Raw genomic sequence first — 26573 nt, 5'->3', positions numbered from 1 at the left:
CAGCAGGCCGGTGCCGTGCTGCTGCGCCCTCCTGCCCGCCCGCTCACCCGCTCACCCGAGGACCCGTCCCCATGACCCAGCAGTTCGATGTGCACCAAGAGCCATTCACACAGACACCGGCACAGCCGCAGCAGGACGAGGACTACCCGCTGGAGCGGGTGCCGCGCGCGGCCCGCTACTCCTGGTTCAACGTCGCCGTGCAGCGCTTCGGCCAGCTCTCCGACCTGACGCAGTTCCTGCTCGGTGCCGCGCTCGGCGCCGGGCTCTCCTTCTGGGGCGCGTTCTGGGCGTTCACGCTCGGCTCGGTGATCCTGGAGATCGTCTGCATATTCGTCGGCATAGCGGGCATGCGGGAGGGCCTGTCCACTTCGATGCTGGTCCGCTGGACCGGGTTCGGCCGTTACGGCTCCACCCTCATCGGACTCGTCATCGCGGTCAGTCTGTTCGGCTGGTTCGGTGTGCAGACCGCGGTGTTCGCGGCCGGGCTGCACTCCATCGTGCCCGCGCTGCCGGTCTGGGCCTGGTGCCTGATCTGCGGGCTCGGCGTCACCGCGCTCGTCCTGCGCGGCTTCCGCGCCATGGGCTGGACCGCCTTCGTCACCGTCCCCGCCTTCCTCGGCCTCGCGGGCTGGGCGATGATGGTGGAATTCTCCCGGCACGACATCGGCGGCCTGGTGGCCTCGGCACCGTTCGGCGCCCACATGTCCATCGCCACCGGTGCGACCATCGTCGCCGGCTCGTACATCGTCGGCGCGGTCACCACCCCCGACATGACCCGCTTCAACCGCAACACCGGAGATGTCGTCAAGCAGACGGTGGTGGGCATCAGCCTCGGCGAGTACGTGCTGGGCCTCGGCGGGGTGCTGCTCGCCTACGCGGTGAAGTCCTCGGACCTGATCGCGATCATCACGTCCTCCTCCGGTGTCATCGGCGTCATCGTCCTGGTCTCCGCCACCGTGAAGATCAACAACTGGAATCTGTACTCCTCGTCCCTCGGCCTGATCGGCGCGGTCGAGGCACTCTTCAAGGTCCGGCTGAACCGGGTCGGCACCACCGTCACGATCGGTGTGCTCGGCAGCCTCGCCGCGGCGGCCGGAATCCTGGACCGGTTCACCGACTTCCTCACGGTGCTCGGCGTTCTCACCCCGCCCGTCGCCGGAATCATGGTCGCCGAGTACTTCGTGGTGAAGAAGTGGCGCCCGCAGCTGGACGCCTCGCGCGCCGCCGGACGGCTGCCCGAGACCGAACCGAGCTGGGTGCCCGCCACGATCGCCCTGTGGGCCGCCGCCTCCCTGTTCGGCTGGCTCGGCGACCACTACCAGTGGTGGGGCATCCCGGCGCTCAACTCCCTGCTGCTGGCCGGACTCGGGTACGTCGTCCTCGGCAGGCTCGGCCTGGTGCGCGGCGCCCGCGACCTGCCGTTCGAACAGCCCGCACGGCCCGCGGCGGCGATCGAGGCGGAGACCGGCACCGCCTGGTCGGCGAAGGCCACCGCCTGACCCGTACACCACCCGACCCCCTCACCCCCTACGAAAGACGGACACACCATGCGCATCGGAATCGACGTCGGAGGCACCAACACCGACGCCGCCCTTCTGGGGGACGACGACCGGATCATCGCCACCGCGAAGACCCCCACCACCTCCGACATCACCTCCGGCGTGACCTCGGCGATCCGGGCCCTGGACCCGCCGATGGAATCGGTCACCGCCGTGATGATCGGTACGACCCACTTCCTCAACGCACTGATCGAGGGTGCCCGGCTCGCCCCCGTCGCCGCGGTACGGCTCGGCCTGCCGGCCACCGCGGCACTGCCGCCGATGACCGACTGGCCGGAGCGCCAGCGGGCGGCCGTCGGCGGGCACGGGTATCTCTGCCACGGGGGGCGGGAGTTCGACGGACGGCCGCTGTCGCCGCTCGACCCCGAGGAGCTGAGGCGCACCGCCGCCGACATCGCCGCGCGCGGCCTGACCTCGGTGGCCGTCTCGTCCGTGTTCTCCCCGGTCGCCGAGGAGGACGAGCGCCGGGCCGCCGAGATACTCGGTGCCGAACTGGGCCCCGGCGTGCACTTCTCGCTCTCGCACGAACTCGGCCGGGTCGGCCTGCTGGCCCGGGAGAACGCCACGATCATCAACGCGGCGCTGCGCGACCTGGCGGCCGCGATCGTGGAGTCGTTCGCCAAGTCGCTCGCCGAGGTGTCGCTGACCGCCCCGTTCTTCCTGTCGCAGAACGACGGCACGCTGATGGACGTGGACTTCGCCCGTGCCTACCCGGTGGCCACCTTCGCCTCCGGGCCCACCAACTCGATGCGCGGCGCCGCCTTCCTGTCCGGCCTGGGCGACTGCGCGGTCGTCGACGTCGGCGGCACCACCGCGGACGTCGGCATCCTGGCCGGCGGCTTCCCGCGCGAGGCGGCGGGCGAGAGCGAGGCCGCGGGCATCCGGACCAACTTCCGTATCCCCGACGTCCTCTCGCTCGGCATCGGCGGCGGCTCCCTGGTGTCGCCCGAGGGCGAGACCGGACCCCGCTCGGTCGGATTCCGGCTCACCGAGGAGGCACTGGTCTTCGGCGGCTCCACCCTCACGGCGACCGACCTCGCGGTCGCCGCGGGCCGCGCCGACATCGGCGACCGCTCCCGGGTCGCCCACCTGGACCCGGAGTTCACCGCCCGCGCGCTCGACCGGATCGCGGAGCGGCTGGCGGAGACCGTCGACCGGATGCGCACCTCGGCGGGGCCGCTGCCGGTCGTCGCGGTCGGCGGCGGCAGTGTGCTGGTGCCCGCGGCCCTGCCCGGCTTCGACGACGTGCGCCGCCCCGGCCACTTCGGCGTCGCCAACGCGGTGGGCGCCGCCATCGCCCAGGTCGGCGGAGAGGTCGACCGGGTCTTCCAGGTCCCGGAGGGGCGCCGGGACGCCGTGCTCGCCGAGGCCCGCGAGGAGGCCGTGGGCCGGGCCGAGAGCGCCGGTGCCAGGCCCGGCACGGTCCGCGTCGTCGACGTGGAGGAGGTCCCGCTGGCCTATCTGCCGGGCGGTGCGACCCGGATCCGCGTCAAGGCGGTCGGCGACCTCGACCTGAACGGCATCGGCACCACCCGCGCCCCGGCCGGGGCGCGCGACACCCATGGAGCAGCGTCACATGCGTGAGATCAACCTCGACAACCTGGACGACATCGCGCGCGGCGCGGGCATCCTCGGCACCGGCGGCGGCGGTGACCCGTACATCGGCAAGCTGCTGGCCCGCGAGGCCATCCGCAAGTACGGACCGGTCCGGCTGGTCGCCTTCGACGAGGTGCCCGACGACGCGACGGTGGTCCCCGTCTCCGGGATGGGGGCGCCGACGGTACTGCTGGAGCGCGTCCCCGCCGGCGGCGAGGAGGTGGCCGCCCTGCGCGCCCTGGAGAAGCACATCGGCCGGGCCGCCACCCACATCGCACCGATCGAGGTGGGCGGCGTCAACTCCATGCTGCCGATCGCCTGCGCCGCCGAGGCGGGGCTGCCCCTGGTCGACGGCGATGCAATGGGCCGCGCCTTCCCCGAGGCGCAGATGGTGCTGCCCGGCCTGATCGGGGTGGCCAACACACCGATGGCGCTCGCCGACGACAAGGGCAACAGCATCATCGTCGACGCCGTCTCCAACCACGCCGCCGAGCGCATCGCGCGGGCGGTCTGCGTGGAGCTGGGCTGCCAGATCTCCAGCGCGGACACCGTGATGCGCGGCGACCAGCTCACCGACGGGCTCGTCCCCGCCACGCTGACACTCGCCGAGCGGCTCGGCGCGGCGGTGCGCGAGGCGCGCGCCGCGCACACCGACCCGGTGCTCGCGGCCCGCACCATGCTGTCCGGCACCCATCTGCTGACCGGCAAGGTGATCGACGTCAGCCGCCGCACCGAGGGCGGCTTCGCCCGCGGCAACGCCAGGATCGAGGGCATCGGCGGCGACGGCGGCCGGGTGCTCGAACTCGGCTTCCAGAACGAGCATCTGCTGGCCACCCGGGACGGCGAGACGGTCGCCACCACCCCCGACCTGATCTGCGTGCTGGACACCGACACCGGCGACCCGGTGACCACCGAGGGCCTGCGTTACGGGCTGCGCGTCAGCGTTCTCGCGGCGCCCTGCGACCCGCGCTGGACCACGCCGGGCGGCCTGGCGCTCGCCGGGCCGCGGTACTTCGGGTACGACGTGGACTACCTGCCGTTCCGGGAGAGCTGACCCACGGGACGGTCACCACGGCCACCACGGTCACGACGGTCACGACGGCCACGACGGCCACGACGGCCACGACGGTCACGACGGTCACGACAGCCCGGCCGGTTCGCACGCGCGGACCGGCCGGGGCGCGTATGTCCTTCCCGCGGGTTCCGTACCGGGTGTCCGCCTTTCTCAGACCGTCCGCTTGCCGCTCTTCATGGACACGGCCGCGCAGGCCAGGCCCAGCAGCAGGGTCAGGCCGCCGATGATGACGTTGTTGAGGACGATGCCGAGGTCGGGGCTGCTGCCGACGATCCACGTCGAGAGGATCGTCCAGATCCCCATGGCGCAGATGGCCCAGCTCAGGCCGTACATGCGCTCCGGCATGACGGTGAACCCGAGGCCCAGCGCGGCGATCGCGATACCCATGATCAGGTTGTGCGTCGCGAGCGTGGGCTGGGTCGCGGTGAAATGCAGCACCCACGGCGAGATGGCGCAGTAGAGACCGACGAGGAACACCGGTGCGTCCACCAGGGCCACATCGCGGCCACCGAGCATGCGGGCATAGCGATCGCGCATTTCGGAAACATCGGGGTGACTGGCCATGTCACGGCCGGTGTGCGAGAGGTTTGACATGGGGTTCGTCTCCTTCGCTCCGTGCAGACCACCCGCCACTTGTGCGCCATAAGCGGCCTGCTTATGCCATTCTGCGCTTACATCTCCCTTATGTGTAGATTCAGAGCCCACGGAAATCCGTGGGAACCGCACGGGGTGACGCACCGTCCAGCCGCCGGGCCAGGTCCACCAGGCCGGGGGTCCGCAGCACCCGGTCCCCGTACCCCGGCAGCGGCACGTGCAGCGGCTCCGTCCAGCGCGCGGGGATCGCGCCGAAGCCGTACACCGCACCCGCCAGGGCACCGGTCACGGCGGCCACCGTGTCGGTGTCCCCGCCCGCGTCCACGGCGGCGGCCAGCGCGTTCCCGTACGAATCGGTGGTGCGCAGCGCCCACAGTGCGGTGCCCAGGCACGGCCAGACCGCGCCGTTGAACTCCGTCGCCGCGTCCGGGTGCCAGCCGGGCGCGAGGACGCGGGCCCAGCGCCCGCGGTGATCCTCGTGCACGTCCGCCAGGGCGTCCGGGACGGCAAAGAGCGGATCGCCGCCGTCCAGTGCCACCCGGATCAGCTCATGGAGTACGGCGGTGCCCTCCCAGGCGGCGCGGTCGCCATGGGTGAGGGCGGCGATCCGGCGGGCGGCGTCCATGGTCGCCGTACGGCCCGACGCCGCGAAGTACACGGCTGAGGTGGCCGCCCTCATCAGCGAACCGTTGCCCGCCGCACGCCCGTTGACCTGGAAGTGCAGCGCCGCCGCGAGGTCCCACGCCTCGCCGCTCGTCAGAACGTCCTCGGTCTGCAGCCCGATGTCCTTCGGCCCGCCGGCGGCCCAGCGGCAGAACCGGCCGAACATGTCGGGAAGGTCGAGGCCGCCCCGCTCCAGCAGCGACTCCGCGACCAGCACGGCCATTTGCGTGTCGTCCGTCGCCTCGCCCGGATCCCAGCCGCCGCCCCCGCACATCGTGCCGACGCCGTCCGGGAAGCGGGCGGTGTACACACCGGCGGGCCCGAACTCGAAGGGCGCGCCCAGGGCGTCCCCCACCGCCGAACCCACGACGGCACCCGCCACCCGGTCCGGTCGGTCCACCCGGCCCGCATCATTCGTCGGATTCATCCGGTCAGCCTACGGAGGGCGGCCGGCGGCACGTATCGGACCGCGGCCCGACGGTATGCATCGGGCGCACGCCCGGCGCGTGTTGGGCTCAGGCGAGCCCGGCGCGTGTTGGTTGGTTCAGGCGAGCCCGGCGCGTGTTGGGCTCAGGCGAGCCCGGTGCGTGTTGGGTTCAGGCGTGGCGGCGGGTGTCGGGTTCGGGGCCGCCGGCACGTATCGGGCTCAGGAGACGTCGACCTCCACCGAGTGCCAGCCGGTGGCGCCGTCCGGAACGGTGTCGGTCCGCCGGCCGGTCTGCGTGGCACCGGTGCCGTCCGTCGCACGGACTTCGAGGGTGTGGCGGCCGGAGGTGGCCGGCCACTCCCAGACCCACTGGCGCCAGGTGTCCCGGTTGTCGGCGGCGGCCAGGCGGGCCGGGTGCCACTGCCCGCCGTCCACCCGGACCTCGACCCGGGAGATGCCCCGGTGCTGTGCCCAGGCGACCCCGGCCACCGGGACGGTGCCGGGCTTCGGGGAGGCCAGGGCGCGGGGGGTGTCGATCCGGGACGCGGTCTTGACCGGTGCCTGCTGGGCCCAGCTCCGCCGGACCCAGTAGGCGTCGTACGCGTCGAACGTGGTCAGCTCGATGTCCTCGATCCATTTGCAGGCCGACACGTATCCGTAGAGGCCGGGCACGACCATCCGGACCGGGAAGCCGTGCGCGAACGGCAGCGGCTCACCGTTCATGCCCAGGGCCAGCATCGCGTCGCGTCCGTCCATGACCGCCTCGACCGGTGTGCCGATCGTCATGCCGTCCACGGATCGCGCCACGAGCTGGTCGGCCGGACCGCCCGCCGACGGCGGCCGCACCCCGGCCTCGCGCAGCAGGTCGGCCAGGCGTACCCCGAGCCATCTGGCATTGCCGACGTACGGGCCGCCGACCTCGTTGGAGACACAGGCCAGCGTGATGTCCCGCTCGATGATCTCCCGGCGCAGCAGGTCGTGCAGGCCGACCGAGAGGGGGCGGGCGACCCCCTCGCCGTGGATCCTCAGCCGCCATTCGGCCGCGTCGAGGCGGGGCACCACCAGGGCCGTGTCGACCCGGTAGAAGTCCTGGTCCGGCGTGAAGAAGGGGCTCAGCCCCCGGATGTTCAGCCCGGTGCCGGCCGGGACGGCGGGTGCCGGCGAGTCGGGCACGGGAAGGACCAGGTCGCGGCGCGAGGCGGTGGCCCCCGCCTGGACGGAGGAGGTGAGCCGCCGGCCCAGCAGCCCCACGCCGGCCGAGACCGCCGTCGCCACGGCCGCCATGACGACGAAGCCCCGGCGGTCGACCGCGCGGTACGCCCCTCCGGCCCCGGAGCCGGCCCCGGCCCCGGACTCGGGTACGGCCCCGGCCCCGGACTCGGATACGGATCCGGACTCGGATACGGATCCGGACGCCGGCGGCCGAGAGGGAGCCGTGGTGAGCCGTCCGATCAGGGCGAACAGCACTCCGGCACCCACCGCGGCGCCCACCACCGACGGCAGGGCGTCGGGCGCGCTGCCCTCCGGCCGCCCCACCGCCGCGGCCGCCCCGACCGCGCCGAAGAGCAGGACGGCCGCCGAACCTGTCCGCCGGTGATGCAGCGCCAGCACTCCGACGGCCATGGCGAAGACGGCCAGCAGCGCCACGATGCCCAGCTCCAGCACCGCCTTGTCGCCGGTGCCGAAGTGCCGTACGGCGAACTCCTTCAGCGCCGTGGGAGAGCGGTCGACGACCGCCCCGCCCACGGCCGTGACCGGCCCTGCCTCGGGGCGTACGAGGGCCGAGACCAGCTCGGCCGCGGCCAGGGAGCAGAACGCGGCGACCAGCCCGCCGAGCGCGGCGAGGACGGTGAGCGGGGCGCGGCTGCGGCGTGCCCTCTCCGCCCCCGTGGTTCCGCGGTGTTGCGCATCGGATTCCTTCATGCGGCGGCCTCCCCGGCGGCACCTCGGGACTGTCCGTCCGGGCATCGTTCCGGACGGCGTTGTCGGTGCAAATCGGTCAGTGTGCGAGATCCTGTCACGCCGTCCGCCCGCTGCGCGCAAGTCGCGATACATCGTGGTTGACGCGTCAAGGTGCACGCGATATGTTCGCAGGCGAGTATTCGATGGCGAGTTACGACAGGGTGAGGGTGGTGGGATCGGTGGCCAAGCGGCGCAAGCTCAGCAATCCGCTGGCACTGACGGTCATGGTGCTGCTCGCCGAGCGCTCCATGCATCCGTACGAGATCGCCCAGACGCTCCGGCGGCGCGGCAAGGAACACAGCGTCAAAATCAACTTCGGCTCGCTCTACACCGTCGTCCAGAACCTGGAGAAGCACGGCTACGTGGAGGTGGCCGGCGTCCAGCGGCAGGGCAACCGCCCCGAGCGCACGCTCTACGGCATCACCGAAGCCGGGCGCACGGAGATGCTCGACTGGCTCTCCGATCTGCTCGCCGTCCCCGCCGCCGAGTACCCGGTCTTCGAGACGGCGCTGGCGCTGCTGCCGGTGCTGCCGCCGCAGGAGGTGTCGGAGCTGATGGAGACCCGGGCGGCGGCGCTGGCGATCCGCTCGGCGGCCGTGCGGGGTGTCCTCGGCCAGTTGGGGGAGAAGCTGCCCCGCGTCTTCGTCATCGAGACCGAGTACCAGCTCCACATGATCGACGCCCAGTTGGAGTGGATCAAGAACTTCCGCGACGAACTCGACGACGGGACGATCAGCGGTATCGAGGAGTGGAAGTCCTTCCACGAGACCGGTGAAGTCCCGCAGGACTGGCAGGACCTGGACGAGCAGGAGATCGTCCTGGACCCCGAGCGGAAGGGCTGGACGCAGGACCCAGAGTGAGCAGGACCCCGACGGAAGCTGTTGGAGCAGCGACCGTCGGGGTCTCGAACCCCGGACCGGTCACGCCGTGAGGGCGAACCGGGCGATCGAGGTGCCGCACACCAAGGATAGCCCGGCGCTCTTCACGCGGATCGGCTCGGCATGCCCGAGTGCTCGGTGCACCCGAGCACCACGCCGACCCACAGGAGAGCTCTGTCATGAGCACCCGTGCGCCCGCTGTGGCGCGGAACAGCACCCGTGCGCCCGCTGTGGCGCGGAACAGCACCCGTGCGCCCGCCGTAGCGGCGCGAAACCTGATCAAGACCTATCCCGGCGACGTCACCGCCCTGCGCGGCATGGACCTCGGCATCGAGGCCGGTACGGTCTTCGGACTGCTCGGCCCCAACGGCGCCGGAAAGTCCACCACCGTCAAGATCCTCACCACCCTGGCCCGCCCCGACTCCGGCACCGCGACCGTCGCCGGACACGACGTACTGCGCCACCCCGACCGGGTCCGCCGGGCCATCGGCGTGGTCGCCCAGAAGTCCGGCGCCGACCCGGTCGCCACCGGCCGGGAGAACCTCCTGCTCCAGGGCAGGCTGTACGGGATGCGGGGCGCGGCCGTGAAGCGCCGCGCCGGCGAACTGCTGGACCGCTTCGACCTCGCCGACGCGGGCGACCGCCAGGTCAAGGGGTATTCCGGAGGGATGCAGCGTCGCCTCGACGTGGCGCTCGGCCTGGTCCACCGTCCCGAGGTGCTCTTCCTCGACGAACCCACCACCGGACTCGACCCCGAGGCGCGTACGGCGATGTGGGAGGAGATCGCCCGGCTGGCCGGCGACGAAGGGCTGACCATCGTCCTCACCACGCACTACCTGGAGGAGGCCGACCGGCTCGCCGAACGCATCGCGATCGTCGACCGGGGCCGGATCGTCGTCGAGGGCACCCCCGACGAACTCAAGGGCGAACTCCGCGGCGACGCCGTCCACATGGAGCTGCGCGCCGGGGGCGACACCGGGGCCGTCACCACCGCGCTCACCGGGCTGCCCGGGGTGCACGAGGTGCTGGTCGACGGCCGCCGGGTGAGCGTGCGCGCCGAGGACGGCGCCGCGGCCGTCCCCGTACTGCTCGCCGCCCTGGAGCGGGCCGGTGCGGCGGTCGCCGCCGCCACCGTGGCCCGCCCCTCCCTCGACGACGTCTATCTGCGCTACGCCGGACGCCGATTCTCCGAGGCCGAAGCCGCGGACGCGCGACCCGCCGATGCCCCCACCCCCGCCGGAGGCACCCGATGAGCACTCAAGCACTCGCCCAGACCTGGTACATGACGCAGCGTCGGCTCATGGCGGTCGTCCGGCAGCCGGTCTTCCTGGTCATCTCGCTGATCCAGCCGGTGATCTGGCTGTTCCTGTTCGGCAATCTCTTCAAGAAGGTCGTCGAACTGGGCGGCTTCGGCACCACGTCCTATCTGGACTACCTGATCCCGGGCATCGTGGTGATGAGCGCGCTCGGGTCGAGCATGTGGGCCGGGATGGGCACCCTGGAGGAGATCGAGCGGGGCACGCTCAACCGTTTCCTGACGACGCCGGTCAGCCGCAACGCGCTGATGAACGCCAACGTCGTGGAGAACGGCATCGGCACCGCCGTGCAGTCCGTCGTCATCCTGCTGCTCGGCCGGGCCGCCGGGGCCTCCTACCCGGGCGGTGCGGGCGGACTGCTGATCCTGGTCCTCGCCTCGGTGCTGCTCGGTGCGGTCTTCGGCGCGCTCTCCAACGCCCTGGGCATGCTGGTCCGCCGGCGCGAGTCGATCATCGGCATCAACACCTTCCTGCTGCTGCCGCTGACCTTCCTCTCCTCCTCCTTCATGGCACCGGGCCAGATGCCGTCCTGGATGCGGCACGTCGCCGACTTCAACCCCGTCAACTGGGCGATGGTGGCGGGCCGTTCGGCACTGTCCGCGGACCCGGACCGGTGGCTGGTGCTCAGCCGGGGAGGAGCCCTTCTGGTTCTCGCGGTGATCGCGGTCGGGCTGTCGACCCGTACGTTCCGCTCGTACCAGAAGTCCGTCTGACGCACGGCGCTACGGCGTCGTGCGGCCGACCCGGTCCGGGACCGAGTTCCCTGGCCGGGCCCCCGGCTTCCGGGCCGCCCGCAGCGCGAGGAAGATCAGCAGCCCGAACGGCGACAGCAGGATCGTCAGCACCAGCAACGGCCCCATCACCAGCGGAGAGATTCCCAGCCTCCGCCCCTCCAGGTACATCCACTGGCCCAGCAGCAGATCCCAGGCGATCACCTGCGCCCAGATCGCCCCGGCCCCGTTCGCCAGCGCCATCAGCTCGCGGAAGGTGTCGATGTCCGGGCTGCGCACCGCGTCCCACAGCTCGGGAAAGACGGGCACGGCCATCATCAGATAGACCACCAGCACCGGCAGAACGGTGAGCGGCGAGGCCGCGACGCGTGCCGTGGGGCGCCAGTTCGGCGCCAGGATCATGAGCAGCCAGAACGGGGCCGCAAGGTAGAACGAGAGCTGGAAGAGGGCACCGGTCACGACACGGACTCCTTCTGGGCGGAAGCGGATTCGGGGCTCGTGCCTGTTCGCTGCCCTGCGGGAGCCGGTCTCAGTGCTCCCAGCGTGCCGACGGCGCTCGCGACGACGATCAGCGCGGCGGCACCCAGCGTCGCACCGTCCGGGTGGATCAGCGGCTGGCCGCGCAGCGCCTGCCAGGTGACCAGTGCGACGACCGCCGCGTACGCCCCCGAGGCCACCAGCACCAGCCGCAGCCGGATCCGTGCGTCGCGCAGCCGGGGGAAGCGGGGGGCCAGGGAGACCAGCGCGAGCAGGAAGAGCGGCAGCAGCTGGAGCGCGTGCATCCCGATGAAGTGCGGTATGCGCAGATCGCCGCCGGTCGTGGACCAGCCGGTGAGCGGCATCGACGGGCCGCCGTCCGGCACGCCGACGGAGTGCGCGCCGATCACATCGGCGGTGTCCAGGTTCCCGGCCGCCCGCTGCTCGGGGGTGGGCCGGGTCATCAGGAAGCCGAATCCGGCGCCGACCAGGGCGAGCAGCACGCCCGAGCGGATTGCCCAGGCGGAGGCGCGGTCGGCGATCCGGGCGCGCATCAGCAGGATCGCGATGACCAGCGTGCTGGTCCACAGGACGACGACGGTGACGGCCATCGCGTTGAACAGCGTCTCGTCGAACGGGGTGGCGTGGTTGAAGTGGCTCCGCCTGCCGCGGATCACCTGGCCGGTGATGATCGCCATTTCGGTGAGGCTGGACAGCGCGACCAGTGTCCCGGCCCACCGGGCGAGCCGTCGGCCCCGGGTGACCAGCGTCAGCATCCAGGCCAGGGCGAGCGCGTACACCACGAACGAGACCGCGAACTTGAACGGTTTGAACCATATCGCCGCGCCCGCGAGGACCCGGTCGTCGAATATCAGGCCCACGGCCGAGACGACCGTCATCACGGCCATCGCCCCGGCGAAGAGGACTAACGGGCGATGCCAGGAACGCCAGGAAGACATGAGGACCCCTCAGAGATTATGGATAGTGGCGCTTCCCGCTATCCGATAGTGGAACTATCTATGATGGGTCGGGGGATTGGCAAGCGCGGAAGGAAGAACACTCGGTGCGCATCGGTGAGTTGAGCAGCAGGTCCGGGGTCCCGGTACCGACGATCAAGTTCTATGTACGTGAAGGGCTGCTGCCGGCAGGGAAGTTGACCAGTCCGAACCAGGCGAGTTACGACTCCGGTCACGAGCGCAGGCTGCGGCTGATCCGCGCGCTGCTGGATGTCGGCGGGCTCTCACTGGCCGCCATCGGTGATGTGCTGCGGGTGGTCGAGGACCCGGAGCAGCCGGTGCACAAGGTGCTGGGCATCGCGGCGAAACGCCTCACCCCGCTGCGAGGGGGCGAATCGGGGCCCGAGTTGGAGGATGCCCGGGACGAGGTGGCGGAGCTGCTGGAGCGGCGCGGCTGGCGGGCCGGGGCGGACGGGCCGGCCGGCGAGTCGCTGGCCGAGGTGGTCGTGGCGCTGCGGCGGGCCGGGCACGGCGGTTTCGTCGAGCTGCTCGACGACTACGCGGCCGCCGCCGAGGCGGTCGCTCAGGTCGACCTCGACTACGTGGGGCGCCGGGTCGCGCGCGAGGACCTGGTGGAGAGCGTGGTCGTGGGCACGGTGCTGGGGGAGGCGATGTTCGGCGCGCTGCGACGGCTCGCGCAGGCGGACGCGTCGGCGCGCGCGTACGACGGCGACGGCGGCAGGGGCGGGGCGACCGGCCGGGGCGACGGGAGCGACAAGGGAGGCGGGAGTGACAAGGGTGGCGCGAGTGGAAAGGGCGACGTGAGCGGCAAGGGCGGCGCGGGCGTCGGAAGCGGCCGGAGTGCTCAGGTGCCGGGCGGCGGTGGGTGAGGCGGCGGCCCGGACGTGAGTGCGGTCCGAGTGCGCCCCGGAAGCGGGTGCGGTCCGGACGCGGGTACGCCCCGGCCGGCGGCCGGGGCGTACCCGCGTGATCCGGTGTTACGCGGCGCTCTCCTGCTCGCGTTCCACCTGTGCGTTCCACTCGCGCTTGACCGAGCGCCAGGCGTCGTCGTTCTGGCCGAGCCGCCAGTAGCCCGAGATCGACAGCTGGGGGAGCGGGATGCCGCGGTCCAGGCGCAGATGGCGGCGGATCTCCTTGACGAAGCCCGCCTCGCCGTGGACGAACGCCTGGACCTCGCCCGCGGGGAACTCCAGCTCCTTCACGGCGTTGGTCAGCGCCTCGCCCACCGGGCGCCGGCCGCGGTGCAGCCAGGTCACCCCGACGCCGTCCGGCGTCACGAGCTTCTGCTCCTCGGTTGCGTCCGCCACCTCGACGAACGCGTGCACCACCGCGCCCGCCGGCATCTGCTCCAGGGCCGCCGCGATGGCCGGCAGCGCGCTCTCGTCGCCCACCAGCAGATGCCAGTCCGCCGAGGCGTCCGGGCCGTAGCCGCCGCCCGGTCCCAGGAAGGTCACCCGGTCACCCGGGGCCGCCCGCAGCGCCCAGGGCCCGGCGAGGCCCTCGTCGCCGTGGACCACGAAGTCGATCGCCAGCTCACGGGTGGCCGGATCCCAGGAACGCACCGTGTACGTACGGGTCGTGGGCCACAGCTCGCGCGGCTGCTCCTCGCGGATGCGGGCCATGTCGAAGGGGTGCGCGTAGCCGGCGCCCTCGGGGGCGAAGCAGAGCTTGACGTAATGGTCGGTGAAACCGGCGAGCTCGAAGCCGGCAAGGCCCTCACCGCCGAGCACCACGCGCACCATGTGCGGGGTGATCCGCTCGGTGCGCAGCACCTGGGCCCCCTGTGCCTGGGGTGCCTGCCGCGCCGGTCGTTCTGCCACGAGGTTCTCCCTGCTTTGATTGCTTAGGCTTACCTAAGCTAACACCTCAGCCGTGCAGAGTGGAGAGCAGGCGCTGCACCGCTCCGCCCAGTCCCCACCGCTTGGCGAGGGCTTCGAGGGCGGCGGGATCACGCGGACCGGCGGGCAGCGCGGGGTCGAACTCCGGCAGCGGTACGTCACCGGCGACCCGGACCACCTTCGGTGCGACGGCCACGTAGCCCCGGGCCTCGTCGAGCCGCTTGCGCTGCGAGGGCGTCAGCCGGGACGTCGGGTCGTCGACGGCGGCCATGATCCCGGCCAGATCGCCGAAGGCGTCCAGCAGCTTCGCCGCGGTCTTCTCGCCGATGCCGGGGACGCCCGGCAGCCCGTCGCTCGGATCGCCGCGCAGCAGGGCCAGGTCGACGTAGCCGGAGCCGTCGACCCCGTACTTCTCCCGCAGCCACGCCTCGTCCGTCAGCTGGAGCGAGCCGACGCCCTTGAGCGGGTAGAGCACCCGCACCCCGCGTGCGTCGTCGACCAGCTGGTAGAGGTCGCGGTCGCCGGTGACGATGTCCACGGGGCCGGTGGCCAGGCCGGCGAGCGTGCCGATCACATCGTCCGCCTCGTAGCCCGCGACGCCGACCCGGGCGATCCCGAGCGCGTCGAGCACCTCCTCGATGACCGGCACCTGCGGGGCCAGGGTGTCGGGAGTCTCCTCCTCGTCGGGCAGCCCCTCGGAGGTCTCCACCGCGACCCGGTGCGCCTTGTACGAGGGGATCAGCTCGACCCGCCAGTGCGGCCGCCAGTCCGCGTCCATGCAGGCGACCAGGTCGTCCGGACGGTGGTCCTGCACCAGGCGCCCGATGAAGTCGAGCAGCCCGCGCACGGCGTTGACCGGTGTCCCGTCCGGGGCGCGCACCGAATCGGGGACCCCGAAGTAGGCGCGGTAGTAGAGGGAGGCGGTGTCGAGGAGCATCAGGCGTCGCGTCACACCCCGATGATGCCGCACCCCACTGACACCGGCCGCCACGGACGCGGTACGCACATGACCTCGGGGTGGACGGGCGGGCAACGGCGGCCATCGTTGAAATGTGACCTGGATCACTCTTGTGTTTGCTTTGTGTAAGCGGGGGCAGGCGCGCAGCCGGAGCGGATCACGTACCGGTTTCAACCAGTGCACGTGCCATGCGGGAAGAATCCGCGCCGCTCCACGGTCTGCCGGAGGGGGTGGCAGACCGTTTTTCGGTTCAACCCGCGAGGTGTATGTGTCAAGGCTGCAAGCTGAACGCTTGTACAAAGTGTTCGGCAGACGACCCGATCAAGCCGTGCAGAAGCTCGAAGGCGGCGCCGACCGCGACGAGCTGCGCGCCGACGGAACGACCGCAGCGGTGATCGACGCCTCGTTCACCGTCGAACCGGGACAGATCTTCGTCGTGATGGGTCTGTCCGGGTCCGGAAAGTCCACGTTGCTGCGCATGCTCAACGGACTTCTGGAGCCCACCGCCGGACGCGTGCTCTTCGACGGCCAGGACCTGACCGCCCTGAGCCCCGCCGAGCTGCGGCACGTCCGGTCCACCAAGATCAGCATGGTGTTCCAGCACTTCGCGCTCTTCCCCCACCGCAGTGTGCTGGAGAACGCCGCGTACGGCCTGGAGGTGCAGGGCGTACCGCGCGCCGAGCGCGAGAAGCGCGCCGCCGAGGCGCTGGAGCTGACCGGCCTGGCCGGCTGGGAGAAGTCCTGGCCCGACGAGCTCTCCGGCGGCATGCAGCAGCGTGTCGGCCTGGCCCGCGCCCTGGCCACCGACGCCGACCTGCTGCTGATGGACGAGTCCTTCAGCGCACTCGACCCGCTGATCCGCCGCGACATGCAGGACCAGCTGCTCGAACTGCAGAAGCGGCTGAAGAAGACCATCGTCTTCATCACCCACGACCTCAACGAGGCCATGCGCCTCGGCGACCGCATCGCCGTGATGCGCGACGGGAAGATCGTCCAGCTCGGCACCGCCGAGGACATCCTCGTCACCCCGGCCAACGACTACGTCGCCTCCTTCACCCAGGACGTCGACCGGACCCGGGTGCTGACCGCCGGCGCCATCATGGCGGAGCCGCACACCGTCATGGGCACCGGCACGGACGACGGCAAGGAGCTGCGCACCGCCGCCGACGTGCTCGCGGCCGCCCCGGCCACCGTCACCGAGTCCACGCCGATCATCGAGCTGTTCACGCCCTGCTCGCAGAGCGGGGTCGCGGTCGCCGTGACCGACGCCGAGGGCAAGCTCGTCGGCGTCGTCCCGCGTGCCCGGCTGCTCGCCGTCCTCGGCGAGCCGATGACCCCCGCCGAGGCCCCGAAGGACGTCCGGACCGGCACGACCGTCGCGAAGAAGGTGGCCGGTGTTTAGGCTCCCTCTCGGTGACTGGGTCGACTCCGCCGTCGACTGGCTCCAGACCCATCTCGCCTGGCTGTTCGACGCGATCAGCTCCATAGTCAGCAACATGTTCGACGGCATAGCCGCCGTTCTCTCCGCCCCCGCCCCGCTGCTCTTCGCGGGCATCGTCGCGGTCGTCGCCTGGTGGCTGCGCGGTCTGCTCGCCGGTGTGCTCGCCTTCGTGGGCTTCGCCGTCATCGACTCCGTCGAGCTGTGGGACGAGGCGATGGACACCCTCACCCTGGTGCTCGTCGCCACCATCATCGCGCTGGTGCTGGCCGTACCGCTGGGCATCTGGGCGTCCCGCTCCAAGACCGTCAGCGCGGTGACCCGGCCGGTCCTGGACTTCATGCAGACCATGCCCGCCATGGTCTACCTGATCCCCGGCGTCATCTTCTTCGGCGTCGGCGTGGTGCCCGGCATCATCGCCACCATCATCTTCTCGCTGCCCCCGGGCGTCCGGATGACCGAACTCGGCATCCGCCAGGTCGACAGCGAGCTCGTCGAGGCGGCCGAGGCCTTCGGCACCACCAAGCGCAACACCCTGCTGCGGGTCCAGCTGCCGCTCGCGCTGCCCACCATCATGGCGGGCATCAACCAGGTCATCATGCTGGGCCTGTCCATGGTGGTCATCGCCGGCATGGTCGGCGGCGGCGGTCTCGGCGGCGCCGTCTACCGCGCCATCGGCAACGTGGACGTCGGCCTCGGCTTCGAGGCGGGCATCTCCATCGTCATCGTGGCGATGTACCTGGACCGGATGACCAGCGCCCTCGGCCGCGAGGTCTCCCCGCTCGCCCGCCGCGCGCTCGCCAGGGCGCAGTCGATGGCCGGCGGCCTGAAGATCTGGAACCACCGTCCGCAGCCCGTCGTCGCCATCTCCGGTGTGGTCGTCCTCGCGCTCGTCGCGGGCGCCCTGGGCATCTTCGGCTCCTCTGGCTCGGACGAGAAGAAGAACACCGCCGACGGTTCGGCCATCGGCGCGGGCAAGAAGATCAGCATGGGTTACATCCCGTGGGACGAGGGCATCGCCTCCACCTTCCTCTGGAAGGAGATGCTGGAACGGCGCGGCTTCGAGGTCGACGTCAAGCAGTACGAGGCCGGCGCGCTCTACACCGGCATGGCCAACGGCCAGATCGACTTCGAGACCGACTCCTGGCTTCCGGTCACCCACGCCAGCTACTGGAAGAAGTACAAGGACAACCTTGAGGACATGGGCTCCTGGTACGGCCCCACCTCGCTGGAGCTGGCCGTCCCGTCGTACCTGAAGGACGTCCAGTCCCTGGACGACCTCAAGGGCAAGGGCTCGCAGTTCAAGGGCCGGATCGTCGGCATCGAGCCGAGCGCCGGTGAGACGGGCCTGCTCAAGGACAAGATCCTGCCGGGCTACGGCCTGGACAAGGAGTACAAGGTCGTCGACGGCTCCACGCCCTCGATGCTGGCCGAGCTGAAGCGCGCGTACGCCAAGAAGGAACCGATCGTCGTTCCGCTCTGGTCGCCGCACTGGGCGTACAACCAGTTCGAGCTCACCAAGCTCAAGGACCCCAAGAACCTCTGGGGCAAGGGCGACGGCATCCACACCCTGGCCCGCAAGGGCTTCTCCGCCGACAACCCCGAGGTCGGCAGCTGGCTCAAGAACTTCAAGATGACCGAGGACCAGCTCACCAGTCTTGAGGCGCAGATCCAGAAGTCCGGCTCCGGCAAGGAGCAGGAGGCGGTCCGCACCTGGCTGAAGGCCAACCCGGACGTCGCCGACAAGTGGACCCCGGTCACCGGGGCTGCCGCCTCCAAGGGCGCGAGCGGCAAGGACGAGCGCGACCGCGCCGTCGAGATGGCCTGGTTCCCCTGGGAGGAGGACATCGCCGCCACGTACCTGTGGAAGGCGGTCCTGGAGGAGCGCGGCTACAAGATCAACCTCAAGCAGTTCGAGGTCGGTCCGATGTACGCCGCGATGTCGCGCGGCCAGATCGACGTGCAGTTCGACGGCTGGCTGCCGTACACCCAGAAGCACTACTGGGAGAAGTACGGCTCCCGGCTGAGCGACCTCGGCTCCTGGTACGGCCCGACGTCCATCGAGGTCGCGGTCCCCTCCTATGTGAAGGACGTCAAGTCCCTCGCCGACCTCAAGGGCAAGGCCTCGCAGTTCAAGGGCCGGATCGTCGGCATCGAGCCCGGCACCGCCACGATGGAGAACCTCAAGAAGAACGTGCTGCCGGCGTACGGCCTGGACAAGGAGTACAAGGTCGTCGACTCCTCGACGCCCGGCATGCTCGCCGAGCTGAAGCGCGCGTACGTCAAGAAGGAGCCCATCGCGGTACTGCTCTGGACCCCGCACTGGGCGTACAGCGAGTACGGCATGACCAAGCTGACGGACCCCGAGAAGGCCTTCGGCAACGGTGACCGGCTGCACACCATCGCGTCCAAGGACTTCCCGAAGCACTACCCGCAGCTGACGAAGTGGTTCAAGGACTTCAAGCTGAGCGAGGACCAGCTCGCCGGCCTGGAGAACCAGATCCAGAAGCACGGCGCGGGGCACGAGGAAGAGGCCGTGAAGGCCTGGATGGGGAAGAACCCGGGCATCGCGGACAAGATGGCTCCGCAGTAGGGCCTCCCGCAGGTCCCGAACCACCGGAGAGGGTGGGCACCGCCGACGGCGGGCCCGCCCTTTCGGGGTTTTCGGACGATCGTCATCCGGCCGACCTTGCGCAACCGTGTGCGTAATGTGCTGGCAGCCGGAAGGATGACGAGTCGGGAGGGAGCCGGACATGGACGAGAAGGAAGCACTCCGCGTGGGCGCCGCGGTCCGCCGAAGGCGCAGAACCCTGGGGCTCACGCTGGCCGCGGTCGCCGGCCGCAGTGGTCTGTCCGTGCCGTTCCTCAGCCAGATCGAGAACGAGCGGGCCCGGCCCAGCGCCCGGTCGCTGGACCGGGTCGCGGAAGCCCTGGAGACCACCACGGCACGGCTGCGCGCCGCCGCGGACTCGGCGCGCGCCGTCGATGTCGTGCGGGCCGGCGAGGGCGACGGCGTACGCCGGGTGGTGCGCGGCCGTCACCAGCTCAGCGCCCTGGAGTTCACCGGGGAGCTGGACCTCGGGCGCGAGTTCCAGCACCGCAACGACGAGGTGATGTACGTGGCACAGGGCGCCGCCGAGGTGGAGGCCGAGGGGCAGGCGTACCGGCTGGAGCAGGGCGACACCCTCTTCCTGTCCGGCGGGGTGCGGCACCGCTGGCGGGCCACCGTGCCCGGTACGCGGCTGCTGGTCGTCGCGGTCGCCGAGCACATCGACGCCACCAACGACCCGCGCCGCTGAGAGGGGACCGCCGTGCGCGTCGTCTCCCTGGTCCCCTCGCTCACCGAGGCCGTCGCCGTCACCGCGCCCGGCCTGCTGGTCGGCGTCACCGACTGGTGCACCCACCCGGCCGGACTGGCCGCGGCCCGGATCGGCGGTACCAAGAATCCCGACGTTCCGGCCATCCTCGCGCTCCGGCCCGATCTGGTCGTCGCCAACGAGGAGGAGAACCGCGAGCCCGACCTTGCGGCGCTCCGGGCCGCCGGGACCGAGGTGCTCGTCACGGAGATCCGCACCCTCGACCAGGCCTTCGAGGAACTGGACCGGGTCCTGGGCACCGTCTGCGGGCCGGCCCGGCCGCGCTGGCTGGACGAGGCCGAGGCGGCCTGGGCCGCGCTGCCGCCGCCCCGCGCACCGCGCCGCGCGATCGTGCCCGTCTGGCGCAGGCCCTGGATGGTGCTGGGCCGCGACACCTTCGCCGGGGACCTGCTGGCCCGGCTCGGCGTCGAGAACGTGTACGCGGACCACCCCGAGCGCTATCCCCGGATCCCGCTCGACGTACTGCGCACGGCCGGCGCCGATCTGGTCGTCCTGCCCGACGAGCCGTACCGCTTCACCTCCGACGACGGGCCGGAGGCCTTCCCCGCCCTGCCCGCCGCACTCGTCGACGGGCGGTACCTCACGTGGTACGGGCCGTCGCTGGTGCGGGCGCCTGCGGTGCTGCGAGCAGCACTCCGCTGAACAGCCCGCGCAGCGTCCGCACCCCGGCCACCGCCCAGGCCGCCACCAGCAGCACGTACAGCGCGACGGCCAGCCAGGTGTACGCGGTGAGGCCGGTGTGCCGGGCCAGACCGGCGGCGCCCGTGACACACGTACCGACGGGGAAGGTGAAGCCCCACCACGTCATGCCGAAGGTCATGCCATTGCGTGCGGCCCGCACCACCAGCGCGACGGCCAGCGCCAGCCACAGCAGCGCGAACCCCATCACCGGTACCCCGTACAGCACGGCGAACACCTTGAGCCCCGAGGCGTACGGCGCCCCGATCGCACCCTGCGCCACATCGGCGAGCTGGTTGACCGCGGTCGTCGACTGACCGAGCGGGCCGAGGACCAGGAACAGCGTGGGCGTCAGCGCGAGCGGCAGCGGCCCCTGGTGGACGAGCCGGGCGAAGATCAGCGGCAGCATCACCAGCGTGGCGAGCAGGCTCAGACCGAACATCGCGTAGCAGGCCAGCAGCATCGCCTCCCGCCACTGCCCGGCCGGCAGCTCCGGCACCAGCAGCGGGCCCAGAGCCGCGGAGACCATCGGCGCCACCACCGGCAGCAGCCACACCGGTGAAGCGGTGCCGGGCTCGATCCGGTGGCGTACGACCATCAGATACGGGATCGCGACCGCGGCGGCCAGCCCGATCAGCGTGCCCGCCGTGTACAGCACCACGTCCAGGACGAGCGCCGGCCGATGCCCGATCACGTCCTGGCCGACCACCAGCGACGCACCGCCGACCGCCAGCAGCGCCATCGACAGACAGCCGTAGAACGGGGCGACCGCGGGGTCGAGCAGGTGGCTGCGGGCCTGGTCGCGGTGGGCCATCCAGTGCCCGGTCCGGGCCACCAGCACCACGGCCAGCGCCACCACCGCCAGCACCCACACCACCGTGCAGGCGGCCCGCAGCCCCGGCACGTGCACGGGCAGCGCGACTCCCGCGCTCGCGACGATCGAGGTGCCCATCACGGCCGCGTACCAGTTGGGGCCGAGGTACCGCAGGGCAGGCAGCCGCTCGGCGGCCGGAACCGGGGGCGAGGGCTGTCGCGGCTGATTCGCCTGCGGTGTCTGCTGCGTCTGCGGAAAGATGGCCATGCCACGATTCTTCCGGCGGCGGCCGGGCCCCACCAGGGAGTCCATGTCTATGAGGTCATAAGGTGGCTTTATGGCCGGCGAAGCACATGTCCCCCTCTCGCACCGGATCCCCGACCTCGGAGCGCTGGAACTCCTGCTCGCCGTCGCCCGGCACGGCAGCCTGGGGCGCGCCGCCCGTGACGTCGGCGTCACCCAGCCCGCCGCCAGCAGCCGGATCCGCTCCATGGAGCGGCAGCTCGGCGTGGCCCTGCTGGACCGGTCACCGCGCGGCTCCCGGCTCACCGACGCGGGCGCGCTCGTCACCGACTGGGCGCGCAGGATCATCGAGGCGGCCGAGGCCTTCGACGCCGGCGCGCAGGCGCTGCGCGACCGGCGGGACTCCAGGCTGCGGGTCGCCGCCTCCATGACCATCGCCGAATACCTGCTGCCCGGCTGGCTGATAGCGCTGCGCGCCGAACGGCCGGACACGGCGGTCTCGCTGCTGGCCGGGAACTCGGCGGCGGTGGCCGGCCGGCTGCTGGTCGGCGAGGCCGACCTCGGATTCGTGGAGGGCCTGTCCGTACCGGAAGGGCTCGACGGCACGGTCATCGCCCACGACCGCCTCGTCGTCGTGGTCGCCCCGTCCCACGCCTGGGCCCGCCGGATGACCCCTCTCACCCCGCAGGAACTGGCCGCGACCCCGTTGATCCTGCGCGAACACGGCTCCGGCACCCGCCAGGTCCTGGACGCGGCCCTCGCCGTGTACGGCGGGCTCGCCCAGCCGCTGCTCGAACTCTCCTCCACGACCGCGGTGAAGGGGGCGGCGGAGAGCGGCGCCGGGCCGTGCGTGCTGAGCGAACTGGCGCTCGGCGAGGAGCTGTCCTCGCGGCGGCTGGTCAAGGTCCCGGTCGCCCAAGTGCGCCTGCGGCGCCAGCTGCGCGCGGTCTGGCCCTCGGGCCACCGCCCGACGGGACCGGCCCGCGACCTGCTGTCACTGACCGCACGGGACGGCTGACCGGCTGCGAACGCGCCGGAGGGCGCCCGGGTCCGTGGTGAGGAACGCGCGGACGGACGTGATCGCTCCACCAGCGCCGACGTCCGGCACCGCCGGGCCGGCCCGCCCGCGACCGGCCGCGTCGCGGTCGAGGACATCCTCGGCGCCCGGGTCGTCGAGGCGCGCGGCCGGAGCGGCGGATTCTCGCCGGGTGTCGGCGCCCGGGTCCGGCTCACGGACGGACGGCGCGCGTTCGGCAGGGCGGTGAGCGCCGGGGCGGACCCGGAAGGCGGTGAGCGCCGAGGCGAACCCGGGCAGCCCCGCCGCACGACGGGACGGCACCCGTGGCCGGTTCCCGGAACAGCCGGGGCAATGGTGACGGGCAAGACCTTTGGGCCCTTCCCGGGCGCCGGGTCGTACCGGTCGCGAATCAGGTCAGGAAACCGCGCAACAGCGCGGCCGTACCCGCGCAGTGCTCGCGCATGACCGCGCGCGCGGCCTCCCCGTCCCCGTCGAGCACCGCCTCGACGAGGCTGGTGTGCTGGTGCTGCGAATGCTCAAGGTTCCGCACCAGCAGCGGTATGCAGTCCAGCAGATCGTTCAGAGTGGCCCGCACGGCCGCGTACTGCGTGGTCAGCGACGCGGACCCGGAGAGCTCGGCCAGGGTCAGATGGAACAGGGTGTCGCGCCTGCGGTAGTCCGTCAGCGGTGCGTCGTGCGTCGCCGCCAGGGCGGTACGCAGCCGGCCCGCGCGCTCGTCGTCCAGCCCCCGCGCCGCGCACAGCTCGGCCGCCCCGGCCTCCAGCACCTCGCGGAAGCGCAGCACGTCCTCGATGTCGACGGAGGCGATCCTGCGGCGCAGCTCGTCCTCGCCGGGGTTTCCGGTGCGCCGCAGCACGAACGTGCCGCCGTACCGGCCGCGCCTGCTCTCCACCAGGCCCTGGTCCTGGAGGACCTTCAGCACCTCGCGCAGGGTGACCCGGCTGATCCCCAGCAGCTCGGCGAGATCACGCTCGGCCGGCAGCCGCCCGCCGCCCGGCACCAGCCCGAGCCGGATCACCTGGAGTATCTGCTCCAGCGCCTCCTCGAAGCCGTTCCCCGCCCGGACGGGCCGCAGTACGGGCATCAGGCGGTCGATGAACTCGCTTTCCCCGGCCACGCCCCGTTCCCCTTCCAGGCTGACGGCCGACCGCCCACGGCCGCGCCATCAATGGTTGAGCATCACACCTTGAGCTCACCCTAAGTCTTCCGTCCGGCCCGGTGCGGGGCGTCCCCGGACGTACCGGTCACCGCCCGAGGACGAATCGGACAGTCGGACAATCGACGGCCGGTGCCGGTGGCCGAACCCTAGAGTGTGGGGATGAGCAACGCGACACCACCCGGCTGGTATCCGGACGCCACGGCACCGGGCACCGACCGCTGGTGGGACGGCACCGCGTGGACCGCGCACACCCGTCCGGCCGCCGCGCCCCGGGCGTTCGGCCCGCCGGAACCGGTCGCCACCGCGCCCCAGGACCTCCGCCTCCCCGGGCCGGCCACCGCCGCGCCCCAGGACTTCCGCCTCCCCGGGCCGGCCACCGCCGCGGCCGGCCGCGGCGCCACCCCTGCCGGCCGCGGCGCCACCCGGATCGTCGCGCTCGCCGTGGCCGGGCTGATCGTCGTCGGCGCCGCCGTCACCGGAGCCGTCCTGCTCGGCAGGGACGACGACGGCAAGCGGCCCGAGGCCGGACCGGGCGGCTCCGGGACGCCCGCCGTCATCGTGACGGACACCCCGTCGCCCACCGGCTCACCGGCCGAGGACGACCCGAAGGTCCTCATCGACCAGCTCAACGGCATCACCCTGCCGATCCCCGACGGCTGGGAGAAGCCCGACCACACGGTCGAATCGGTGCTCACCATGCGCACCGTCAACTCCTACGAATGCCCCGGCAGTTCCTCCGACTTCTGCTACCACGGCACCGTGACCAGCCGCATCGCGAACGCCACCGACATCACCTCGGCCGAGGAACTCGCCAAGCACGACATCGCCACCGCCGCCGACGGCGCCTACGAGAAGAACATCGTCGGCAGCCGGATCCACGGCGGCATCATGTCCCACAAGGTGCTCGACTCCGCGTCCGTGAGCGTCGCCGGAAGGGCCGGCTACCAGGTGCGCTGGCGGGTCGAAACGGGCAAGGGGCCCGGCGGTTACGTGCAGTCGCTCGTCTTCCCGTCCACGATCGGCACCGAGTCGCTGATCATCGTGCGCTACGCCTTCGACGCGGGCCCCGACGGACCGCCGCTCTCGCTCATGGACACCATCACCAAGGCGATCCGGCCGATCGGCGACAGCGCCACGAGCGGCGGCGCGGGCAGCTCGATCGCCCCCTGACACGGGCCGCCCGGCTCAGAGGAACGTACGGCCCTCGCCCCGGTACGTCGGCACCGTCGCGGTGATCCGGTCGCCCTCGATCAGCTGCAACTCGTCGAAGCGCTCACACAGTTCACCGGCCTTCGCGTGCCGGAACCACACCTTGTCGCCGATCAGCAGATCGTCGGCCGGGGCGCCGAGCAGCGGGGTCTGCACCTCGCCGGGCCCCTCCTGCGGGTCGTAGCGCAGCCCCTCCGGCAGATACGGGACGGGCAGCCGGTCCGGGCCCGCCGGACCGGACGCCGGATAGCCGCCACCGAGAACCGTCACCACGCCCACACCGGGCCGACGCACCACGGGATGGGCGAACAGCGCCGCCGGACGGGCCGTGAACGACGTGTAGTTGTCGAACAGCCTCGGTACGTAGAGCCCCGACCCGGCCGCGATCTCGGTCACCGCGCGCTCGGCCGCCGTGTGCTGCACACTGCCCGTGCCGCCGCCGTTGACGAACTCCAGGTCCGGCGCCACCGCCCTTACCGCACGCACGACTTCGGCCCGCCGGACGGCCAGCTCCCTGCGGCCCGCGGCCTGCATCAGCCGGACCGCCCGGGAGCGCAGCGGCCTGCCCGCGACGGAATCCCCGACCCCGGCGATATGACCCTCGTAGGCCATCAGACCCACCAGCCGGAACCCCGGCCGCCGAGCCACCGAGCGTGCCAGCTCCGCCAGTTGGGCGGGGGAGCGGAGCGGGGAACGCAGGGCGCCGACCCTGACCCGGCCGCCGAGCAGCCGCAGCGAGGTGTCCAGCTCCAGGCAGACCCGGATCTCCTCGCCGCCACCCGCCCGCGCCGCGTCGATCAGCTCCAGCTGCGCGTGGTCGTCGACCATCACCGTCACCGCGGCGGCCAGCTTCGGATCGGCGGCCAGCTCGGCGAGGGCGGCCCGGTCGGCCGTCGGATAGGCGAGCAGCACGTCCTCGAACCCGGCCCGCGCCAGCCACAGCGACTCCGCCAGCGTGAACGACATGATCCCGGCGAACCCGGGCCGGGCGAGCACCCGTTCCAGCAGCGCGCGGCAGCGCACCGACTTGCTCGCCACCCGGATCGGCTTCCCGGCCGCCCGGCGGACGAGGTCGTCGGCATTGGTGTCGAACGCGTCGAGATCGACGACGGCGATCGGGGCGTCCAGATGGGCGGTGGCCCGGTCGTATCGGGTTCGGTCAGTGGCACGGGCAGTCATGGCCGCAGCTTGCCAGACGTCCGTACCGCTGGGTAGGGGGACGATCTGCGCAGATCGTCCGGGACGGGAGGCCGCCCGCTCCCGCCGGGGCCTTTCCACCCCGTAGAGTGACGGCACGCGGCAACCAACGGGCCTGCCTGTTACGTCGATCCGCGCACGGTACGGAACGGGACCAGGGGGGCGGATGAGTACCGAGGCGCAGCGCGCTCATGTCCCGCCCCGCCCCACGACCCCGCCGTCTACGCCCCCGGCAGCTCCGGCGCAGGGCCCCGTGCCGGCTCCCACGACTCCGGCGGGCGCACCCGATCCCACGAGCCGCAGCACACCACCGTCCACGACGGCCGTCCCGCCGGTGGAGACCACGGCCCGACTGCGCCCGGTGCCCC

23 protein-coding genes are annotated in these 26573 nt (G+C 72.0%); 13 read left to right on the top strand and 10 right to left on the bottom strand.

Annotation, left to right across the window (positions count from 1 at the left end; genetic code table 11):
- The first annotated feature begins 71 nt into the window (after positions 1-71).
- From AADR41_RS27425 to AADR41_RS27415, 3 genes are read left to right on the top strand one after another with little or no spacing between them, the layout of a single operon-like run.
- Positions 72-1499: a purine-cytosine permease family protein gene (locus AADR41_RS27425; RefSeq protein WP_342284078.1), complete on the top strand. Its 1428-nt coding sequence runs from the start codon at positions 72-74 to the stop codon at positions 1497-1499.
- A 48-nt stretch (positions 1500-1547) separates the two neighbouring features.
- On the top strand, positions 1548-3143 hold the full coding sequence (locus AADR41_RS27420) for a hydantoinase/oxoprolinase family protein (protein WP_342284077.1): 1596 nt from the start codon (positions 1548-1550) through the stop codon (positions 3141-3143).
- On the top strand, positions 3136-4209 hold the full coding sequence (locus tag AADR41_RS27415) for a DUF917 domain-containing protein (protein ID WP_342284076.1): 1074 nt from the start codon (positions 3136-3138) through the stop codon (positions 4207-4209). The genes AADR41_RS27420 and AADR41_RS27415 overlap by 8 nt, the downstream gene beginning before the upstream one ends.
- Before the next feature lie 171 nt (positions 4210-4380).
- Here AADR41_RS27415 and AADR41_RS27410 read toward each other — a convergent pair whose 3' ends face one another.
- From AADR41_RS27410 to AADR41_RS27400, 3 genes are all read right to left on the bottom strand, one after another.
- Positions 4381-4824, bottom strand: coding sequence for an SPW repeat protein (locus tag AADR41_RS27410; protein ID WP_342284075.1), 444 nt, complete (start codon positions 4822-4824; stop codon positions 4381-4383).
- Between the two features lie 100 nt (positions 4825-4924).
- A complete protein-coding gene (locus tag AADR41_RS27405; protein ID WP_342284074.1) occupies positions 4925-5914 on the bottom strand; it encodes an ADP-ribosylglycohydrolase family protein in 990 nt (329 codons plus the stop codon).
- 219 nt (positions 5915-6133) lie between these two features.
- Positions 6134-7837 carry a molybdopterin-dependent oxidoreductase gene (locus AADR41_RS27400; protein WP_342284073.1) on the bottom strand — a complete coding sequence of 568 codons (1704 nt, stop codon included), beginning with the start codon at positions 7835-7837 and terminating at the stop codon, positions 6134-6136.
- Positions 7838-8055: 218 nt separating this feature from the next.
- Here AADR41_RS27400 and AADR41_RS27395 point away from each other — a divergent pair, with 218 nt between their 5' ends.
- The 3 genes from AADR41_RS27395 (at position 8056) to AADR41_RS27385 (ending at position 10783) form a co-directional block, all read left to right on the top strand.
- A complete protein-coding gene (locus AADR41_RS27395; RefSeq protein WP_342284085.1) occupies positions 8056-8736 on the top strand; it encodes a PadR family transcriptional regulator in 681 nt (226 codons plus the stop codon).
- 197 nt (positions 8737-8933) lie between these two features.
- Complete coding sequence (locus tag AADR41_RS27390) at positions 8934-10007, top strand: ATP-binding cassette domain-containing protein (protein WP_342284072.1); 1074 nt, start codon at positions 8934-8936, stop codon at positions 10005-10007.
- The gene (locus AADR41_RS27385; RefSeq protein WP_342284071.1) at positions 10004-10783 is read left to right on the top strand and encodes an ABC transporter permease; all 780 of its coding nucleotides are present in this window, start codon (positions 10004-10006) and stop codon (positions 10781-10783) included. The genes AADR41_RS27390 and AADR41_RS27385 overlap by 4 nt, the downstream gene beginning before the upstream one ends.
- 9 nt (positions 10784-10792) lie before the next feature.
- Here the strand turns inward: AADR41_RS27385 and AADR41_RS27380 are convergent, their stop codons facing one another.
- Together AADR41_RS27380 and AADR41_RS27375 are read right to left on the bottom strand one after the other, a co-directional pair.
- The gene (locus AADR41_RS27380; protein WP_342284070.1) at positions 10793-11260 is read right to left on the bottom strand and encodes an ABA4-like family protein; all 468 of its coding nucleotides are present in this window, start codon (positions 11258-11260) and stop codon (positions 10793-10795) included.
- On the bottom strand, positions 11257-12237 hold the full coding sequence (locus tag AADR41_RS27375; protein WP_342284069.1) for a hypothetical protein: 981 nt from the start codon (positions 12235-12237) through the stop codon (positions 11257-11259). Before AADR41_RS27375 ends, AADR41_RS27380 begins: the two co-directional genes overlap by 4 nt.
- Positions 12238-12341: 104 nt before the next feature.
- Between AADR41_RS27375 and AADR41_RS27370 the strand changes: the two genes are divergently transcribed.
- A complete protein-coding gene (locus AADR41_RS27370; RefSeq protein WP_342284068.1) occupies positions 12342-13124 on the top strand; it encodes a MerR family transcriptional regulator in 783 nt (260 codons plus the stop codon).
- 108 nt (positions 13125-13232) lie between these two features.
- On the opposite strand, the gene AADR41_RS27365 is transcribed toward AADR41_RS27370, so the two are convergent.
- Positions 13233-14075 carry a siderophore-interacting protein gene (locus AADR41_RS27365; protein ID WP_342284067.1) on the bottom strand — a complete coding sequence of 281 codons (843 nt, stop codon included), beginning with the start codon at positions 14073-14075 and terminating at the stop codon, positions 13233-13235.
- Between the two features lie 46 nt (positions 14076-14121).
- Positions 14122-15030 (bottom strand): 5'-3' exonuclease, encoded by a 909-nt coding sequence (locus AADR41_RS27360; RefSeq protein WP_342284084.1) that lies wholly within the window; start codon positions 15028-15030, stop codon positions 14122-14124.
- 349 nt (positions 15031-15379) lie between these two features.
- Here AADR41_RS27360 and AADR41_RS27355 point away from each other — a divergent pair, with 349 nt between their 5' ends.
- From AADR41_RS27355 to AADR41_RS27340, 4 genes are all read left to right on the top strand, one after another.
- Complete coding sequence (locus AADR41_RS27355; RefSeq protein WP_342284066.1) at positions 15380-16453, top strand: quaternary amine ABC transporter ATP-binding protein; 1074 nt, start codon at positions 15380-15382, stop codon at positions 16451-16453.
- Complete coding sequence (locus AADR41_RS27350; protein WP_342284065.1) at positions 16446-19082, top strand: ABC transporter permease/substrate binding protein; 2637 nt, start codon at positions 16446-16448, stop codon at positions 19080-19082. Before AADR41_RS27355 ends, AADR41_RS27350 begins: the two co-directional genes overlap by 8 nt.
- Positions 19083-19242: 160 nt before the next feature.
- Positions 19243-19788, top strand: coding sequence for a helix-turn-helix domain-containing protein (locus AADR41_RS27345; RefSeq protein WP_342284064.1), 546 nt, complete (start codon positions 19243-19245; stop codon positions 19786-19788).
- A gap of 12 nt (positions 19789-19800) precedes the next feature.
- Entirely contained in the window at positions 19801-20508 is a 708-nt protein-coding gene (locus AADR41_RS27340) for a helical backbone metal receptor (protein WP_342284063.1), read from the top strand.
- Here the strand turns inward: AADR41_RS27340 and AADR41_RS27335 are convergent.
- Positions 20447-21625 (bottom strand): TDT family transporter, encoded by a 1179-nt coding sequence (locus AADR41_RS27335; protein WP_342284062.1) that lies wholly within the window; start codon positions 21623-21625, stop codon positions 20447-20449. The two genes, AADR41_RS27340 and AADR41_RS27335, sit on opposite strands and share 62 nt — an antisense overlap.
- A 70-nt stretch (positions 21626-21695) precedes the next feature.
- Here AADR41_RS27335 and AADR41_RS27330 point away from each other — a divergent pair, with 70 nt between their 5' ends.
- Complete coding sequence (locus AADR41_RS27330) at positions 21696-22619, top strand: LysR family transcriptional regulator (protein WP_342284061.1); 924 nt, start codon at positions 21696-21698, stop codon at positions 22617-22619.
- A gap of 409 nt (positions 22620-23028) precedes the next feature.
- On the opposite strand, the gene AADR41_RS27325 is transcribed toward AADR41_RS27330, so the two are convergent.
- Complete coding sequence (locus tag AADR41_RS27325; protein WP_342284083.1) at positions 23029-23724, bottom strand: FadR/GntR family transcriptional regulator; 696 nt, start codon at positions 23722-23724, stop codon at positions 23029-23031.
- 234 nt (positions 23725-23958) lie between these two features.
- On the opposite strand from AADR41_RS27325, the gene AADR41_RS27320 reads away from it, so the two are divergent.
- Positions 23959-24969, top strand: coding sequence for a DUF2510 domain-containing protein (locus AADR41_RS27320; protein ID WP_342284060.1), 1011 nt, complete (start codon positions 23959-23961; stop codon positions 24967-24969).
- Between the two features lie 15 nt (positions 24970-24984).
- On the opposite strand, the gene AADR41_RS27315 is transcribed toward AADR41_RS27320, so the two are convergent.
- Positions 24985-26187 carry an amino acid deaminase/aldolase gene (locus AADR41_RS27315; RefSeq protein ID WP_342284059.1) on the bottom strand — a complete coding sequence of 401 codons (1203 nt, stop codon included), beginning with the start codon at positions 26185-26187 and terminating at the stop codon, positions 24985-24987.
- Positions 26188-26573: the final 386 nt, after the last annotated feature.

It is taken from the genome of Streptomyces sp. CLV115, assembly GCF_038448545.1.
GTDB lineage: Bacteria > Actinomycetota > Actinomycetes > Streptomycetales > Streptomycetaceae > Streptomyces > Streptomyces sanglieri.
The sequence above is the reverse complement of the archived record's forward strand: the minus strand, read 5'-3'. Positions and strand labels throughout refer to the sequence as shown.